Raw genomic sequence first — 15,878 nt, forward strand, 5'->3', positions numbered from 1 at the left:
CGAAGGCCCGGCACCGGATGCCGGCTCGCTCCGCGCCGCCATCGCGCTGGTGCGTCGCGGCACGCTGCTGTGGCTGGCCGTCGCCGCCAGCCTTGCGCTGATCCTGCACTTCACGGGGCTGGCCCATGCTTGAGCACGGCGGCCGCCTGCGTCGCGCGGCGCAACGCTACGGCATTCCGCTGGACGACTGGCTCGACCTGTCGACCGGCATCAATCCGCATGCCTACCCTGCGCCGGCTATCCCGGCGTCGGCCTGGCACCGCCTCCCGGAAGAGGACGACGGCCTGGAGACCGCCGCCGCCGCCTATTACGGCAGCACCGCGCTGCTGCCCGTCGCCGGCTCGCAACCTGCAATCCAGTGCCTGCCCTCGGTGTTGCCCGGCGCACGTGTCAGCCTGCTGGCGCCGAGCTATGCGGAACATGCCCATGCCTGGCGCGAGCGCCAGCCTCGCTTCTTCACCGCCCACATCGACGCGGCGGAAGCAGCGGTGGACCACAGCGACATCGTCGTGCTGGTGCAGCCCAACAACCCGACCGGTGCCCATTTCGAGCGCGCCCGGCTGCTCGACTGGCACGCCCGGCTCGCTGCACGCGGAGGCTGGCTGGTGGTGGACGAAGCCTTCATCGACGACACGCCGGCGGCCAGCCTGGTTCCGCTCGCGGGCGCCGACGGGCTGGTGGTGTTGCGCTCGCTGGGCAAGTTCTTCGGCCTCGCCGGCGCGCGGGTCGGCTTCGTCTTCGGCCCCGAGGCCGTGCGCACGCGGCTGGAGGAACGGCTGGGCCCATGGACGATCGGCGGTCCGGCACGGCATGTGGCGCGCGTGGCCCTGAACGACACGGTCTGGCAGGCCGCCATGCGCGAGCAGCTGGCCAGCGAAGGCGAGCGCCTCATGCAGGTGCTGAGCGCTGTCGGACTCGGCGCTGCCACCGGACCCTCGCTGTTCAAATGGGTGCAGCGTGCCGACGCCGCACAGTTGCACGACGCGCTGGCGCGGCGCGGCCTCCTCGTCCGCCTGTTCGAGCAACCCGCTTCGCTGCGCTTCGGCCTGCCGGCGGGCGAAGCCGGCTGGGCACGGCTGGAGCAGGCCCTGGCGGAATGCCTCGGGACACCGCGAGACACGGGCGGGCAAGGCGTGCGACACCCGCCCCCGACAACCGAAATGGACTCCACGCAATGATCCGACCCTCACACCGCACCGGCACCGCCCGCAGCTTCGTTTTTTTCACCCTGTGCGTCGCGGCCGCCCTCTCACAACCAGCGCACGCCGCCATCGACCTCACCGACGACGCCGGCAACGCCGTGCGGCTCGAGACGCCGGCCAAGCGCATCGTCAGCCTCGCGCCGCACATCACCGAGCTGCTCTTCGCCGCCGGCGCGGGCCCGGCGGTCGTCGGCGTGGTGGCCTACAGCGACTACCCGCCCGAGGCGACGGCGCTGCCCCAGGTGGGCGGCTACACGAAGGTGGATCTCGAGGCGGTTGCCGCCCTGCGCCCCGACCTCGTCGTCGCCTGGCGCAGCGGCAACCGCGATACCCACCTCGACCGCCTGCGCGCACTGGGCATCCCGGTATTCATCAACGAGCCGCGCAGCCTGGACGACGTCGCCCGCAGCCTCGAACAGATCGGCCAGCTGGCGGGAACCGAAGGCGTGGCGAACGAGGCTGCGCAGACGTTTCGCGCGCGTCATGCGGCCCTGGCCACGCGCTACCGCAAGCGCCCGGCGGTGCGCACCTTCTACCAGATCTGGGACCGGCCGCTGATGACCGTCAACGACGAACACCTGATCGCCGACGTGATCCGCCTGTGCGGCGGACACAACGTCTTCGGCGGGCTCGGTACGCTGGCACCGACGGTTGGCGTGGAAGCGGTGCTGGCGGCCAACCCGGAGGCCATCGTCGCCAGCGGCATGGGCGTCGCCCGCCCGGAATGGCTGGATCAGTGGAAGCGCTGGCCCGACCTCAGGGCCAATGCCGGCGGCAACCTGTTCTTCATCCCGCCCGACATCCTGCAGCGCCACACGCCGCGCATCCTCGACGGCGCCACCCAGTTGTGCGAGCAACTCGAGACGGTGCGCGTGCGCCGCGGCGATGCGCCCGCACCGGCCGTGCAGTAGGACGACGCCCGCCGCCACACTCCGCAAGCCGGATGCAGCCCGTCGGCGGACGGGCCCGGCACGATTGATCAGTTTTCGTTAATATTCTGCGCACTCGCTCCACACTGCAGGAGATTGCGATGCGCACCCCCTCCCCGCCCTCCAACCCGCACCCCGCCGCGGCCACCGTCTCGCGCAGGCGCTTCCTGCAGATGGGGCTTGCCGGCGCGGCCGGCGTCGGCCTGGCTGCGAACTGGGCCGATCTGTCGGCCTTCGCCGCCGACCTGCACGACTTCATCCGCGGCCCGGCCGTGCCCGACATCGCGCCCCAGCGCCTGTCCGAGCACGTGTGGATGATCTGGTCCAAGGACGGTTTCCCCACCCCCGAAAACCAGGGGATGATGAGCAACATCACCTTCGTCGTGACGCAGAAGGGCGTGGTGATGCTGGACCCCGGCGGCTCGGTGCAGATCGGCGAGATGGCGCTGCGCATGATCCGCGCGGTCACCGACAAGCCGGTGGTGGCGATCTTCAACTCCCACTACCACGGTGACCACTGGCTCGCGAACCATGCCTTCGAGGACGCCTTCGGCAAGGACCTGCCGATCTACGCCCATCCGGTGACGAAGAAGGAGATCGAAGGCGTGCAGGGCAGCATGTGGCACAGCCTGATGGAACGGTGGACCAACCAGGCCACGGCCGGCACGCGCATCGTCGCCCCCAACCACACCGTGGAGCACGGCGCCACCTTCGACTACGGGGACGTCACGCTGCGCATCCACCATTACGGCGTCGCCCACACGCCCGGCGACATCTGCATCGAAGTCGTGCAGGACGCGCTCACCCACGTCGGCGATATCGCCATGGACCGTCGCATCGCCAACATGGACGACGGTTCCTACGTGGGCACCTTCCGCTTCTACGACGCGCTGGAGAAGAACGCTCCGTCGAAGATCTGGGTGCCGGGACACGGCCACGCCAGCGCCGAGGTGCTGAAGTGGAACCGCGCGTTGTTCGAAGGCATTTACGAGAACTGCGTTAAGGCCGTCGAGGACGGACGCGACATGGCGAGCGCACGCGCAGCCGTGCTGAAGGATCCGCGCGTCGCGGGCAAGGCGGCGGACACCGCCGGCTTCGACTCGAACATCGGCAAGTACGTCAGCCTCGCCTATCTCGAAGCCGAGAAGGAAGCCTTCTGAGCGCCGGCGGGACTCAGTCCTCGCGCACCATCTCGTAGCGCGCACGGCTGCGTCGCTGCCGGCGGTTCTCGCTTGCGGCATGCCACCAGGCGCAGTCGAACACCCAGGCCAGGCTCGGCAGCAGCGGTGCCAGATAGCGGTCCGCAGCCGATACGGCTTCGCCTTCCGGCACGCGGCAGCGCAGTCCGAGCGCGCTGAGGCGCTGATGCAGCGAAGGATGGAGGGCGAAGCGCTCGCCGCCGGCCTCTTCCAGTGCGACCGCATGCTCGGACACCGTGCGCGTGAAGCCGGCCTCCACGCCGAGCGCAAGATCGCGATAAGGCCGCAGCCGCGGACGGCGGCGCCGGGCGCCGTGCGCATCGACCTGGGGCCAGAAATCGCGTTCGAGGAAGCGCGCCTTGAGCCCCACCTCGACGAGCGCATCGCCCATCAGGCCGCGGCCAACGAGACTTGCCGCCAGCGCGTCGGCCTCGAACTCCTCGATCCGGGCGAGGCGGAGCATCGCGATGCAGTAGCGCTGCGTCATCCGCTCGAGCGGGATTTCCAGCCAGGGAAAGCGATCTGCGGCGCGGTCGACCGTGCGCATCCACCATGCCCGCAGATGCGCCCCGACGCCGCCCCAGCCCAGTCGCTGCGCGGACAGATGGGCCAGTTCATGCGCCAGGACCGCACCGAACTGCGCCGGCGACAGGCTGTGAGCCAGCGGAAGCCCGATCATCAGGCAAGTCTGCAGCGGCCCGACGCAGCCCCAACGCGGCCGCTGTGCGACGTGGGCGTTCATGTGGTCGGTGACGAACACCTGGCGCACCGGCTCGATCCCGAGGCGCACCGCCGTGTTGTCGAGCAGGGCGAACAGATCCTCGGCCGCGCGGCGTGGCAGGCGAATGCCCTCGGCCCGAGGCGGCGCATTCAGCAATATCCCGGCGAGCCCCCCGCTCGCGAGCCCTGCCAGCACGGCCAGCAGGCTCCACATACCGGCGGAGATGGGTATGCCCGCATTGATTGCGGCCCAGCTGCTGCCCAACGCGTGCAGGGTCAAGGTCGCGCTGGCGAGCGTGAGCACGCAGAGCAGGCCCAGACCGGCCGCGGCACCGAAGGTCAGGCGCCGGGCGAGTTTCGATCGCAGCGCGAAGAGCCTTCGGGGACGGACGGAGCGGGCCATGGTGACGCCTCATCAGCGAATTTGTAACTATACGTCAGTTAATGCAGCAGCCAACACAGGGCGCTGCCCGCGACGCCCCACCCCGAGCGGCATGCCATCGCGCGCTGCATTGCACAAAATGCTCGCTTCCCCCTTCGCAAGCCTCTATAGTGCCGGTTCGCCGCGAATTGACCGATCGATCGCGGCAGTTCCCCCAACGATCCGGCTGGCATCCTGCCGCGGATCTCTCCCGCCAGTCCGGATTGGTGTCGCCACGAAGCGCGACGGCCTGGCGCTGGAAACCACTGAATGAATTCCGAAGTCACTTTCGTCAGCCTCGGGCTGGCCGAACCCATCCTACGTGCCATCGGCGAAGCCGGTTACACCCACCCCACCCCCATCCAGGCGCAGGCCATCCCGCAGGTGCTCGCGGGCGGCGACCTGCTTGCCGCGGCCCAGACCGGCACCGGCAAGACCGCCGGCTTCACGCTGCCGCTGCTGCACATCCTGTCGCAGACTCATGCTCACCCGCATCCGCCGGGCCGTCCGCGCTGCCTGATCCTCACCCCGACGCGCGAGCTCGCCGCCCAGGTCGAGGAGTCGGTACAGACCTACGGCAAGCATCTGCCACTGAACTCGCTGGTGATGTTCGGCGGTGTCAACATCAACCCGCAGATCAGCGCGCTGAAGAAGCGCGTCGACATCCTCGTCGCCACCCCCGGCCGCCTGCTCGACCACGTCGGCCAGCGCACCCTGGACCTGTCCGGCGTCGAGATCCTGGTGCTGGACGAAGCCGACCGCATGCTCGACATGGGCTTCATCCGCGACATCCGCAAGGTGCTCGCCCTGCTGCCGAAGAAGCGCCAGAACCTGCTGTTCTCGGCGACCTTCTCCGACGAGATCCGCGAACTCGCCCACGGCCTGCTGCACAACCCGGGCACGGTCGAAGTGGCGCCGCGCAACACCACCGCCGAACGCGTCGACCAGGCCGTCTACATGGTCGGCCAGAAGCACAAGCGCGAACTGCTCGCCCACCTGATCAAGGAAAAGCAGTGGTTCCAGGCGCTGGTGTTCACCCGCACCAAGCACGGCGCCAACAAGCTGGCCGAGTACCTCAGCAAGCACGACATCCCGGCGGCGGCGATTCACGGCAACAAGAGCCAGGCGGCACGCACGCGCGCGCTGTCCCAGTTCAAGGACGGCTCGCTGCCGGTGCTGGTCGCGACCGACATCGCCGCGCGCGGCCTGGACATCGACCAGTTGCCGCAGGTGGTGAACTTCGAGCTGCCCAACGTGCCCGAAGACTACGTGCACCGCATCGGCCGCACCGGTCGCGCCGGGGCCGCAGGCAACGCGATCTCGCTGGTCGATAGCGAGGAAGCCAAGCTGCTGACCGCCATCGAGCGCCTGATCAAACGCCGCATCGACCGCGTCGTGGCCGAGGACTTCGTGCCCAGCGCCGGCGCCGAGGCCGCGCACGATGCCGACCACCAGCGCGAACCCCTGCCACGTCGCGGCGGCGGTCGCGCAGGCCAGGGCCGACCGAGTGAGCGGCCCGCGAACGGCGGACGCAACGCTGGCACCGGCAAGCCCGGCGGCCGCGCACTCCAACGCCCGCGCGGCGAGGCGGACGGCAATCGCGCCCCCGCGCAGCCCCAGCGCCGTGAGGTGGACGGCAACCGCATGTCGCCGTCCCGCCCCGAAGTCGACGGTAACCGTGGCGCGCAGCAGCGTCGCCCGGAAGCGGACGGCAACCGCCGCCCCGCCGCCAGCCACGCACCCCAGGGCCGTGACCGCCGCCCGGCGCCGCGCGCCGCGCTGTTCTCGGCCAAGCCGGGAGACGGCAACCGCTGACCTGGCCCGGCCCTTGCCCTGCTCAGCCGGGGCAAGGGCGTCATGCCGTACCTTGTCGACAGCCCCGCCCCGCGAACCACGGCGAGGGCGGCAACCGGCATCCAAGACCTCCACGCGCAGCCCCATACGCCTTAGTATGGAAAAAGCTATAATCCGGGCGATACCAGACCGATAAACCGCGCCCGGAGACAGCATGAGCACGCCGGAATCCCTGTACCAGCAAAAACGCATGACCGCCTCGGATGCGGTCGCCATGATCCGCGACGGCGACACCATCGTCGTACCCACCGGCGTTGGCGAACCGCCTGCGCTGTTGCATGCCCTGTCCGGCCGCCGTCACGCGCTGCGCGACGTGGCGGTGAGCCAGATCCTGCCGCTGCGCAAGTTCGCCTACCTCGATCCGGAAACCCGGGCCAACATCCGCCACGACGCCTACTTCTTCGGCGGCGCCACCCGTGCCGGTGGCCAGGCGGGCTGGGTGGATTTCGTCCCCGCCTACTTCTCCGAACTGCCGATGCTGATCGACCGCGGCCTGTCGCCCGCCGACGTCGTGGTGTCGATGGCCTCGTCGATGGACGAGCACGGCTACTTCAGCCTGTCGCTGGCGCCCGACTACACCATGGCCGCGATCCGCCGCGCGCGCGTCGTCCTGCTGGAAGTGAATCCGAACGTGCCTTTCGCCAACGGCGACTGCCACATCCACATCTCGCAGGTCGCCGGCCTGGTGGAAAGCGACGAGCCGCTGTTCGAAGTCGGCCTGCCGCAGATCGGCCCGGTGCAAGAGGCCATCGGCAAGTACGTCGCCGACCTCATCGACGACGGCGCCACGCTGCAGATCGGCTACGGCGGCATTCCGGACGCGGTGGTGATGCAGTTGCAGCACAAGCGCGACCTGGGCATCCACACCGAGATGATCGGCGACGGCATCCTGTCGCTGATCGAATCCGGCGCGGTCACCAACCGCCGCAAGACCTTCATGCCGGGCAAGACCATCGCCACCTTCGCGCTCGGCTCGAACCGCCTGTACCGCACGCTGCATCGCAATCCGGCGATCGAAATGCATCCGGTGGATTTCACCAACGATCCCTGGATCGCTGCGCGCAACGACAAGCTGTGCGCCATCAACGCCACGCTGCAGATCGACCTGATCGGCCAGTGCGGCTCGGAGAGCCTGGGCCACATCCCCTATTCGGGTACCGGCGGACAGGTGGATTTCGTGCGCGCCGCCAACCGCTCGAACGGCGGCAAGGCCTTCATCGTGCTGCCGTCGACGGCCAAGGACGGGACCGTGTCGCGCATCGCGCCGGTGCTGTCGCCGGGCACCCATGTCACCACCAGCAAGAACGACATCAACTACGTCGTCACCGAGTACGGTGTCGCCCAGCTGCGCGGCAAGACCGCCAAGCAGCGCGCCGAAGCACTGATCGGCATCGCCCACCCGGATTTCCGTGGCGAACTGCGCGAGGCGGCGAAGCGCCTGAACCTGGCCTGACGCCGCCGAGGGCATGCACCACCTTGGAGCAGGACGCGGGCCGCGCTAGAATCCGAGCCCCTTGTCCCGCTTCACCCGGCCACCTTCCTGACCGGGACATCTCGTGCCCTCCCTGCTTGACTGGCTGAAGACCTTCTGGCCGGCGCCGCTGCCGGTCAGCCTGCGCGAACGCACCTTGAGCGGGATCGGCGCGCTCCTCGGCCTGCTGGCCACGGAGATCGTGAGCCGCAGCGTCCTGGGCGCGTCCATCCCGTGGTTCGTCGCACCAATGGGTGCCTCGGCCGTGCTGCTGTTCGCCGTGCCCGCCAGCCCGCTCGCACAGCCCTGGTCCATCGTCGGCGGCAACCTGCTGTCGGCGCTGACCGGGGTCGCCTGCGCCCGCTGGATCGACGACCCGGCGCTGGCCGCGGCGCTCGCCGCCGGCCTCGCCATCGTCCTGATGTTCCAGCTCCGCTGCCTGCATCCGCCTGGCGGCGCGGTGGCGCTGACCGCCGTGATCGGGGGCCCGGAAGTTGAGGCGCTGGGCTTCGGGTTCGCGCTCGTGCCCGTCCTGCTCAACTCGCTGTTGCTGCTGTTGATCGCACTGCTGTTCAACGCCGCCATGCGCCGGCGCTACCCGCAGCGGATCGCGGAAAAGCCCGCAGCCCGCACCCACCACACCGCCGACCGGCCACCGAGCGACCGGCTGGGCGTTCGCCCCGACGACCTGCAGGCGGTGCTCGAGGAGCGCGGCGAGATGATCGACATCAGCCGCGCCGACCTCGAGGAGATCCTGCTCGCCGCCGAACGGCGCGCCTGGCGTCGGCGCTTCGGCGATCTGCGCTGCGCCGACGTGATGTCACGCGACGTCGTCACGATCACACCCGACGCCACGCTCGAGGTCGCCTGGTCGCAGCTCGCTCATCATCGCGTCGAGGCGCTGCCCGTGGTGCAGGCGGGCGAACGGCTGGTCGGCATCATCACCCTGCACGACTTCCTCATCGCGCAGGACATGCCGTGGCGGACGGTGGGCGAGGTGATGACGCAGGATGTGTTCTGCGCCAGCCCCGACCGGGCGATCGTCGAACTGGTCCCGGTCTTCTCGGACCGCGGCCTGCATCAGGTACCGATCGTCGAGGCGGACCGGCGCGTCGTCGGCATACTGACACAGTCCGATCTCGTCGCCGCGCTGTTCCAGGCGGGGCTCGACCAGGTGCTCGCGGGCCGCTAGCGCCACGGGCGCGTGCAGCCCGCAGGGGCCTCAGAGGATGACCGTGATCTCCTCGCGTCGCACCAGTTCGGCGCCAAAGTCGAGCGCATCCAGCGCCAGGGCGTCGCGCGCGGTGACGACGCCGAGCGGACGCTTGCTGGCATCCACCACCGGAACGTGGCGCACACCGTTTTCGTACATCAGGTGCAGGGCGTGGCCGAAGGGCCTGTCCTCGGTCAGCGTCTGCGGGTTGTGGGTCATGACGGCGCCGACCGTCGTGGTCTCGGGATCGAGACCTGCGGCCAGCACGCGGAAGGTGGCATCGCGCTCGGTGAAGATGCCGGTCAGCACACCGTGCTCGACGATCAGTGCGGCACTGCGCTCCTGCGCGTTCATGAGACGGGTGACGGCACTGACCGGCATATCGGCCGGTACGCAGACGAAGGGGCGGTCGGCAAGGATCTGGTGGATCGGACGGCTGGGCATGATCTGTCTCCTGATGCTTGTTGTGGAAAGGCACGAAAAGCCAAGCTTCAATCGTGCCAGCTTGAACGCACTTGCCGAAGATCGGAAAGTCGCGCCCAAGCCACTGTTTTATCGCATCTTTCTTTCAGCTCGATGACCATGCCGACGTGCTGCATCGCAGCATCCGGGGCTGCGCACGCACCCCCGCCGTGCATCCGCCCGCGGCGACGCCCCGCGCCGGTGCGTGGCCAGGCTCAGGCCGACGGCGGACGCTGCCCCATCGCCTCGCCCAGGCGCACCGGACGCGCCGCCGCCCAGTCGGACGCGAAACGCATCGTGCCCTTCGGGAACAGCATCACCACGGTGGAACCGAGCAGGAAGCGCCCCATCTCCTCGCCCTGGCACAACGCGACCTCGCCGGCCGCGTAGGCGTGCTTCTCGATGTCGGCCTGGCGCGGCGGATTGACCACGCCATGCCAGGTCGTCGCCATGCTGCCGACGATGGTGGCGCCGACCAGCACCATCACGAAGGGGCCGGCCGCCCCCTCGAACACGCATACCACGCGTTCGTTGCGCGCGAACAGGCCGGGCACGCCGCGCGCAGTGGCCGGATTCACCGAGAACAGTTCGCCGGGCACGTAGATCATCTGCGTCAGGCGGCCATCGCAGGGCATGTGGATGCGGTGGTAGTCGCGCGGGCTGAGGTAGAGGGTGGCGAACTCGCCATCCTCGAACTGCGCCGCCAGACTGCGGTCGCCGCCGATCAGCGTGGTGGTGGTGTAGAAGTGGCCCTTGGCCTGGAAGATCTGGTCGCGTTCGATCGGACCGAACTGGCTGATCGCGCCGTCGACGGGGCACAGGTAGTCGGCCTCGGCGAAGGGCCGTACGCCTTCGCGCAGCGGGCGGGTGAAGAATTCGTTGAAGGTCGGGTAGCTGGCGGGATCGGGATTCGCCGCTTCGTCCATGTTCACGCCATAGCGCTTGATGAACCAGCGGATCACTGCCGTCGTCGCTTTGCCGCCCCGCAGGCCGGCGAGCTTGCCGGCGAACTGGGTGAGCAGGCGCTTGGGAAGCGCGTATTGCAGGGCGACGGCTAGACGTTCGGACACGGCGTGATCCAGGGGAATTGAAGGCAGCGAATTATAGCGCCATCATCCCGACGCCCATGGTGGGAACGGCGCCCTTAGCGGCGCCGGCCCGGTGTCGGACGAGTCGTTCAGGCCAGCAGCAGCGAGGCAGCGATCGCCCACAGCATCAGCGCCACCAGGGCGTCCAGCACGCGCCATGCAATCGGTCGGGCGAACAGCGGCACGAGCAGGCGGGCGCCATAGCCGAGCGCCACGAACCACACGACCGACGCCGTGATCGCGCCCGCGGCGAACAGCGGGCGCAGGTCCTCGGCCTGCTGGCTGCCGACCGAGCCCAGCAGCACCACCGTGTCCAGATAGGCATGCGGGTTGAGCAGGCTGAAGCCGGCCGCCGCGAGCAGCGCCTGGCCGCGCGACATGCGCGCGTGTTCGGCAAAGTCCATCGCCCGGCCGCCACGCAATGCCGACCGCAGCGCACGTGCGCCGTACCACAGCAGGAAGGCCGCGCCGCCATAGCGCGCTGCCGCCATCAGGTCCGGGCTGGCGACGAACAGGCTGCCCAGGCCGGCAATGCCGAGCGTGATCAGCAGCATGTCGCACAGCGCCGACACGCTCACCGTCAGCAGGACATGCTCACCGCGCAGGCCCTGGCGCAGCACGTGGGCGTTCTGCGCCCCGATCGCCATGATCAGGCCCAGCGTCAGCAGGAATCCGTTGAAGTAGACGTGGCTCATGATGCATTCCGTTGTTGTTATGGTCGTCCGCCCGCAATGGCGGCACGACAGGCCGGCATGCTAGGCCCGGCGGCGTCGCGGATTAAGTAGAATCGATTTAATTCGATTCACTCCATTTTTCCTTATGATCGACCACCGCCTGATCGCCTTCGAGGCAGTCCTGCAGGAAGGCAGCTTCGAGCGCGCGGCGCGCCGCCTGGCGCTAACGCAATCGGCCATCTCGCAGCGGGTGAAGCTGCTCGAGGCCGAGCTTGGCCAGGTGCTGCTGGTGCGCAGCAAGCCGGTGCGGCCGACGCCGGCGGGTCGCCGCCTGCTGCCCTATCTGGCGCAGTTGCGCCTGATGGAGGCCGAGGCACGCCGTGCGCTCGCCCCGCGTCAGGCGCACGGCCCGCTGCGGCTGGCGGTCGGGGTCAATGCCGATTCGCTGGCGACCTGGTTCATCGACGCGGTGGCCGAGGTCGTGAGGGAGGAAGGCCTGGTGCTGGACTGCGTGGTCGACGACCAGGACCACACCCATGCGCTGCTGGCCGATGGCGAAGTGCTGGGCTGCGTGTCCACCCGCCCCGACCCGATCCGCGGCTGCACCGTCGAGCGCCTGGGCGTGATGCCCTACCTGTGCGCCGGCTCACCGGCCTTCCGTGCGCGCTGGTTTCCGCACGGTCTCACCCGCGGCGCGCTGGCGAAGGCGCCGGCCATCGTCTTCGGCCGCCACGACGACATGCACGACGCCTTCCTGCGCCGTCACTTCGGGTTGGACGCGGGCCAGTATCCGCACCACGTCGTGCCCTCGTCCGAGGGCTTCATGGCGTTCGCGGTCGCCGGGCTGGGCTACGGCTTCATTCCCGAGATCCAGGCGCGCGAACACCTGGCGCGCGGCGAACTGGTCAACCTGGCGCCGGAGCGCGAAGACGTGGTGCTGTACTGGCACCACTGGCAGGTGCAGTCGCCGGTGATGGCGCGGCTGGCAAAGGCCATCGGCGAGGCCGCAGGCCGGGCGCTCGAAGGCTGAGCACCGCGCCTGCGAGCGGCCCGCGTACGCTCAGGCGACGCCGAACAGCGCAGCGACCGCCGCCGGGTTCGACGGAAACCAGAAATGCACGTAGGACGCGGTGATCGACCCGAGGCGATACACCGCCTCGCCCTCGCTGCCGTCGGTGCCGTGCGCATGCAGCCAGGGCGCGAGTGGCGTCTCGGTCCTGGAGTAGTGGAAGGTGTGGCCGGTCATCCGCCCTTGCGGCAGGTCGACCGCCTGCATGCCCAGTGCGGCGAGCCGCTTCTGCATCACCGCGCGGCCGGGCAACAGGCCGCCGAAGGCGTGCTCGACACCCGCCTTGTCGACGATGCTCTGCAGCAGGCTCATCAGCCCGCCGCACTCGGCCAGCAGCGGCCTGCCCGCGACGACATGCGCGCGAAGGTCGTGCCAGAAGCGCGTGTTCGCGGCCAGCGTTTCGCCATGGAGTTCGGGGTAGCCGCCCGGCAGCCACACCGCGTCGCAAGCTGCAGGCAGGGTGTCACCGGCCAGCGGCGAAAAGAAGGCGAGCTCGGCACCCAGCGCCTGCAGCGTGTCGAGGTTGGCCGGGTAGATGAAGCCGTAGGCCGCATCGCGCGCGACCGCGACCCGCCTGCCGGCCAGCAGCGGCGGAATGACGGGCGCCGGCACGGCCGGAAACTCGACCGCGGGCGGCAGTTCGGCCGCCCCGGTGGCCTGGAGATGGTCGGCCAGACGGTCGAGGCGCTCGCCCAGGTCGGCGATCTCCTCGGCCTGCATCAGGCCCAGGTGGCGCTCGGGCAGCGCGGCGTCGGCATCGCGCATCACCGCGCCGAACCAGCGCATGCCGTCCGGCAGCGCGGCGCGCAACATGTCGGCATGGCGCGCGCTGCCGACGTGGTTGGCGAGAACGCCGGCGAACGGCAGGCCCGGCTGGTAGTGCGCGAGACCGTGGGCCACGGCGCCGAAGGTCTGCGCCATCGCCCGCGCATCGATCACCGCCATCACCGGGATGCCGAAACGGCGCGCGATGTCGGCCCCTGAGGGCGCACCGTCGTACAGGCCCATGACCCCCTCGATCAGGATCAGGTCGGACGCGCGCGCGGCCGCGTGCAGGCGCCAGGCGATGTCCTCCGCCCCGCACATGCCGAGGTCGACGTTATGCACCGGCGCGCCACTCGCCACCGCATGGATCTGCGGATCGAGGAAGTCCGGCCCGCACTTGAAGACCCGCACCCGGCGCCCGAGCCGGGTGTGCAGGCGTGCAAGCGCGGCGGTGATGGTGGTCTTGCCCTGGCCGGACGCCGGCGCGGCGATGAACAGCGCGGGGCAGCGCACCGCACTGATGGGCGGGTCGGACGAAATGTTCGCTTCGGGCACGGCTCAATCCTTGTTGTTCGAATGCACGACCGCACAGCCGGCATGCGGCAGCGGCGAGGACGGTGGTGGTTCGCCGGGCTGGAACCAGGTCAGGCGCGGATACAGACTGACGACGTCGCCCACCACGGTCAGCGCGGGCGGGCGGATACCTTGGCGCCGGACCTCGTCGACCAGCGTGGCGAGATCGCCCTTCGCCACGCGCTGCGCGTGCGTCGTGCCGCGCTCGATGACCGCCGCCGGCGTCGCCGCCGGTAGGCCGTGGGCAACGAGTTGGGCACAGATTTCCGCCAGACGCGAGATGCCCATGTAGATGACGAGCGTCTGGCCGCGGTGGGCGAGCAGCGACCAGTCGAGATCGAGCCCGCCGTCCTTCAGGAAGCCGGTGGTGAACACCACCGACTGCGCATGATCGCGGTGCGTGAGCGGAATGCCGGCATACGCTGCCACGCCCGCCGCCGCGGTCACGCCCGGCACCACCTCGACGGTGATGCCGGCCTCGAGCAGGTCCTCCATCTCCTCGCCGCCACGGCCGAAGATGAAGGGATCGCCGCCCTTAAGCCGCACCACGCGCTTGCCCGCCTGCGCCAGACGCACCAGCAGCGCGTTGATCTCGTCCTGCGGCAGCGCATGGTCGGCCGCCTTCTTGCCGACGTAGATGCGCTCGGCCGCGGCGGGCGCCAGGTCGATGATGGCGGGCGCGACGAGGTTGTCGAACACCACCACGTCCGCGCCCGCCACCAGCCGCGCACCGCGCAGCGTCAGCAATTCAGGATCGCCCGGCCCGGCACCGACCAGATAGACATGGCCGGGCAGCGGCCCGGGACGGAAGACGGACAGATCGGGCAGGCTCATGGACTCACCACTCCATGCCGGGCATCGCCTTGATACCCGCGGCAAAGGCGTGCTTGACCGGCGTCATGTCGGTAACGGTGTCGGCGGCCTCGACCAGTTCGGGCGGGGCGCCGCGGCCGGTGACGACGACGTGCTGCAGCGTCGGCCGCGCCAGCAGGTCGGCAACGACGGTGTCGACTTCAAGATAGCGGTACTTGAGCGCGATGTTGAGCTCGTCCAGCACCACCAGTCCGATCGACGGGTCCTGCAGCAGGCCGCGCGCGACATCCCAGGCCGCTTCGGCGGTGGCGACGTCGCGGGCGCGGTCCTGGGTTTCCCAGGTGAAGCCCTCGCCCATCACATGCCAGCTCACGCCCGGCTGATTGCGGAAGAAGGCCTCCTCGCCGGTGTCCGAGCGGCCCTTGATGAACTGCACCACGCCGACCTTCATGCCGTGGCCGAGCGCGCGCGCCACCAGGCCGAAGCCGGCGCTGGACTTGCCCTTGCCGTTGCCGGTGTTGACCAGCAGCACGCCGCGTTCGGCCTGGGCGGTGGCGATCTTCTCGTCCACCACCGCCTTCTTGCGCGCCATGCGTTCGTTGTGGCGGCTGTCGCGATCCTGTTCGCTCATTGCTGGGTGTGCTCCGCGAGTTGGGCCAGGCCGGTGAGCAGCGCCGGGCCGGGGTTGAAGAAGTGCCGCCCTTCGAGGCCGACGACGGGCACCGACACCAGGCCGAGTTCGGCACTGCAGGTCTCGGCGTTCTCGGGGGTGAGCGAGAACAGCAGCTCGGGCTTGAAGCGTTCGACTGCGGCAACGATACCCGGGATCTCCTCGCCGGGCCGCAGGTGGCGGATGCGCTCGGCCGTCTCCACCACCTCGAAGCCGGCGTGGGCGAAGGCGTCGCCCACCACATGGCCGCGGCCGAAGGAATATGGTTGGGCCGAGCAGGCCGAGATCACCAGCACGCGCTTGCCGCCCCCCTTCACCGCCGCCGCACGGGCGCGCCACTCGCGGGCATAGGCTGCGACCTTCGCCTTGCCGTCGGCCACGCCGGCCGCCTCGGCCAGGCGGGCGAGCATCGCCTCGGTCTGGGCCATCGAATCGAAGCCGTCGACCTGCAGGATGCGCGCCTCGGGCTCCAGCATGTCGAGCTGGGCCGGATCGGAGCCCTTCGAGATGACGACCAGGTCGGGGTTCAGCGCGGCGATGGCGCCGACATCCGGGTCCTTGACCCCGCCGGTGCGCGGCAGGTCGCGCTTGTCGTAGCGCGACACCCCGACGATACAGTCGCCGCGGCCAAGCCAGTCGAGCGCCTGGGTGATGTAGGGCGACTGGCTGACGATGCGCGGACAGTCCGCAGCCGCGGGCAGGGCAAGAACCAGCAACAGGCCACCCAGAAGGTGGCGAAGCGTGTGCTTCATGAT

The 15,878-nt window shown here is 69.7% G+C and carries 15 protein-coding genes; 7 read left to right on the forward strand and 8 right to left on the reverse strand.

The genetic code is table 11. From position 1 onward, the window contains the following. Positions 1-125: 125 nt before the first annotated feature. The 3 genes from cobD to C664_RS14985 all read left to right on the forward strand — a co-directional run bounded on the left by cobD (position 126) and on the right by C664_RS14985 (position 3,291). Positions 126-1,178, forward strand: a complete 1,053-nt coding sequence (gene cobD / locus C664_RS14975) for a threonine-phosphate decarboxylase CobD (RefSeq protein ID WP_004263153.1) — start codon at positions 126-128, stop codon at positions 1,176-1,178. After that, positions 1,175-2,113, forward strand: a complete 939-nt coding sequence (locus tag C664_RS14980; protein ID WP_004263155.1) for a cobalamin-binding protein — start codon at positions 1,175-1,177, stop codon at positions 2,111-2,113. The genes cobD and C664_RS14980 overlap by 4 nt, the downstream gene beginning before the upstream one ends. 119 nt (positions 2,114-2,232) lie before the next feature. After that, positions 2,233-3,291: an MBL fold metallo-hydrolase gene (locus C664_RS14985; protein ID WP_004263158.1), complete on the forward strand. Its 1,059-nt coding sequence runs from the start codon at positions 2,233-2,235 to the stop codon at positions 3,289-3,291. Positions 3,292-3,304: 13 nt separating this feature from the next. On the opposite strand, the gene C664_RS14990 is transcribed toward C664_RS14985, so the two are convergent. Continuing rightward, positions 3,305-4,453, reverse strand: coding sequence for a M48 family metallopeptidase (locus C664_RS14990; protein WP_004263161.1), 1,149 nt, complete (start codon positions 4,451-4,453; stop codon positions 3,305-3,307). Between the two features lie 288 nt (positions 4,454-4,741). On the opposite strand from C664_RS14990, the gene C664_RS14995 reads away from it, so the two are divergent. From C664_RS14995 to C664_RS15005, 3 genes are all read left to right on the forward strand, one after another. Beyond that, positions 4,742-6,286, forward strand: a complete 1,545-nt coding sequence (locus C664_RS14995; protein WP_004263165.1) for a DEAD/DEAH box helicase — start codon at positions 4,742-4,744, stop codon at positions 6,284-6,286. A 193-nt stretch (positions 6,287-6,479) separates the two neighbouring features. Further along, positions 6,480-7,778 (forward strand): acetyl-CoA hydrolase/transferase family protein, encoded by a 1,299-nt coding sequence (locus C664_RS15000; protein ID WP_004263169.1) that lies wholly within the window; start codon positions 6,480-6,482, stop codon positions 7,776-7,778. Between the two features lie 103 nt (positions 7,779-7,881). Continuing rightward, positions 7,882-8,988, forward strand: a complete 1,107-nt coding sequence (locus tag C664_RS15005; protein WP_004263173.1) for an HPP family protein — start codon at positions 7,882-7,884, stop codon at positions 8,986-8,988. A gap of 30 nt (positions 8,989-9,018) precedes the next feature. Here the strand turns inward: C664_RS15005 and C664_RS15010 are convergent, their stop codons facing one another. The 3 genes from C664_RS15010 to C664_RS15020 form a co-directional block, all read right to left on the reverse strand. Then, a complete protein-coding gene (locus tag C664_RS15010; RefSeq protein ID WP_004263175.1) occupies positions 9,019-9,453 on the reverse strand; it encodes a CBS domain-containing protein in 435 nt (144 codons plus the stop codon). 233 nt (positions 9,454-9,686) lie between these two features. Further along, on the reverse strand, positions 9,687-10,541 hold the full coding sequence (gene asd, locus C664_RS15015; protein WP_004263179.1) for an archaetidylserine decarboxylase: 855 nt from the start codon (positions 10,539-10,541) through the stop codon (positions 9,687-9,689). A gap of 107 nt (positions 10,542-10,648) precedes the next feature. Further along, positions 10,649-11,254 (reverse strand): LysE/ArgO family amino acid transporter, encoded by a 606-nt coding sequence (locus C664_RS15020; RefSeq protein ID WP_004263181.1) that lies wholly within the window; start codon positions 11,252-11,254, stop codon positions 10,649-10,651. Positions 11,255-11,378: 124 nt separating this feature from the next. Here C664_RS15020 and C664_RS15025 point away from each other — a divergent pair, with 124 nt between their 5' ends. After that, positions 11,379-12,263 (forward strand): LysR family transcriptional regulator ArgP, encoded by an 885-nt coding sequence (locus C664_RS15025; protein WP_004263185.1) that lies wholly within the window; start codon positions 11,379-11,381, stop codon positions 12,261-12,263. Positions 12,264-12,293: 30 nt separating this feature from the next. Here the strand turns inward: C664_RS15025 and C664_RS15030 are convergent, their stop codons facing one another. From C664_RS15030 to C664_RS15045, 4 genes are read right to left on the reverse strand one after another with little or no spacing between them, the layout of a single operon-like run. After that, positions 12,294-13,622, reverse strand: coding sequence for a cobyrinate a,c-diamide synthase (locus C664_RS15030; protein WP_004263189.1), 1,329 nt, complete (start codon positions 13,620-13,622; stop codon positions 12,294-12,296). A gap of 3 nt (positions 13,623-13,625) precedes the next feature. Then, entirely contained in the window at positions 13,626-14,474 is an 849-nt protein-coding gene (gene cobA / locus C664_RS15035) for a uroporphyrinogen-III C-methyltransferase (protein ID WP_004263192.1), read from the reverse strand. Positions 14,475-14,478: 4 nt separating this feature from the next. Beyond that, entirely contained in the window at positions 14,479-15,084 is a 606-nt protein-coding gene (gene cobO / locus C664_RS15040; protein ID WP_004263196.1) for a cob(I)yrinic acid a,c-diamide adenosyltransferase, read from the reverse strand. Continuing rightward, positions 15,081-15,875 (reverse strand): ABC transporter substrate-binding protein, encoded by a 795-nt coding sequence (locus C664_RS15045; RefSeq protein ID WP_004263199.1) that lies wholly within the window; start codon positions 15,873-15,875, stop codon positions 15,081-15,083. The genes cobO and C664_RS15045 overlap by 4 nt, the downstream gene beginning before the upstream one ends. Between the last annotated feature and the right edge of the window lie 3 nt (positions 15,876-15,878).

This window comes from Thauera sp. 63, from assembly GCF_000310165.2.
In the GTDB taxonomy this organism is placed as follows: domain Bacteria; phylum Pseudomonadota; class Gammaproteobacteria; order Burkholderiales; family Rhodocyclaceae; genus Thauera; species Thauera humireducens.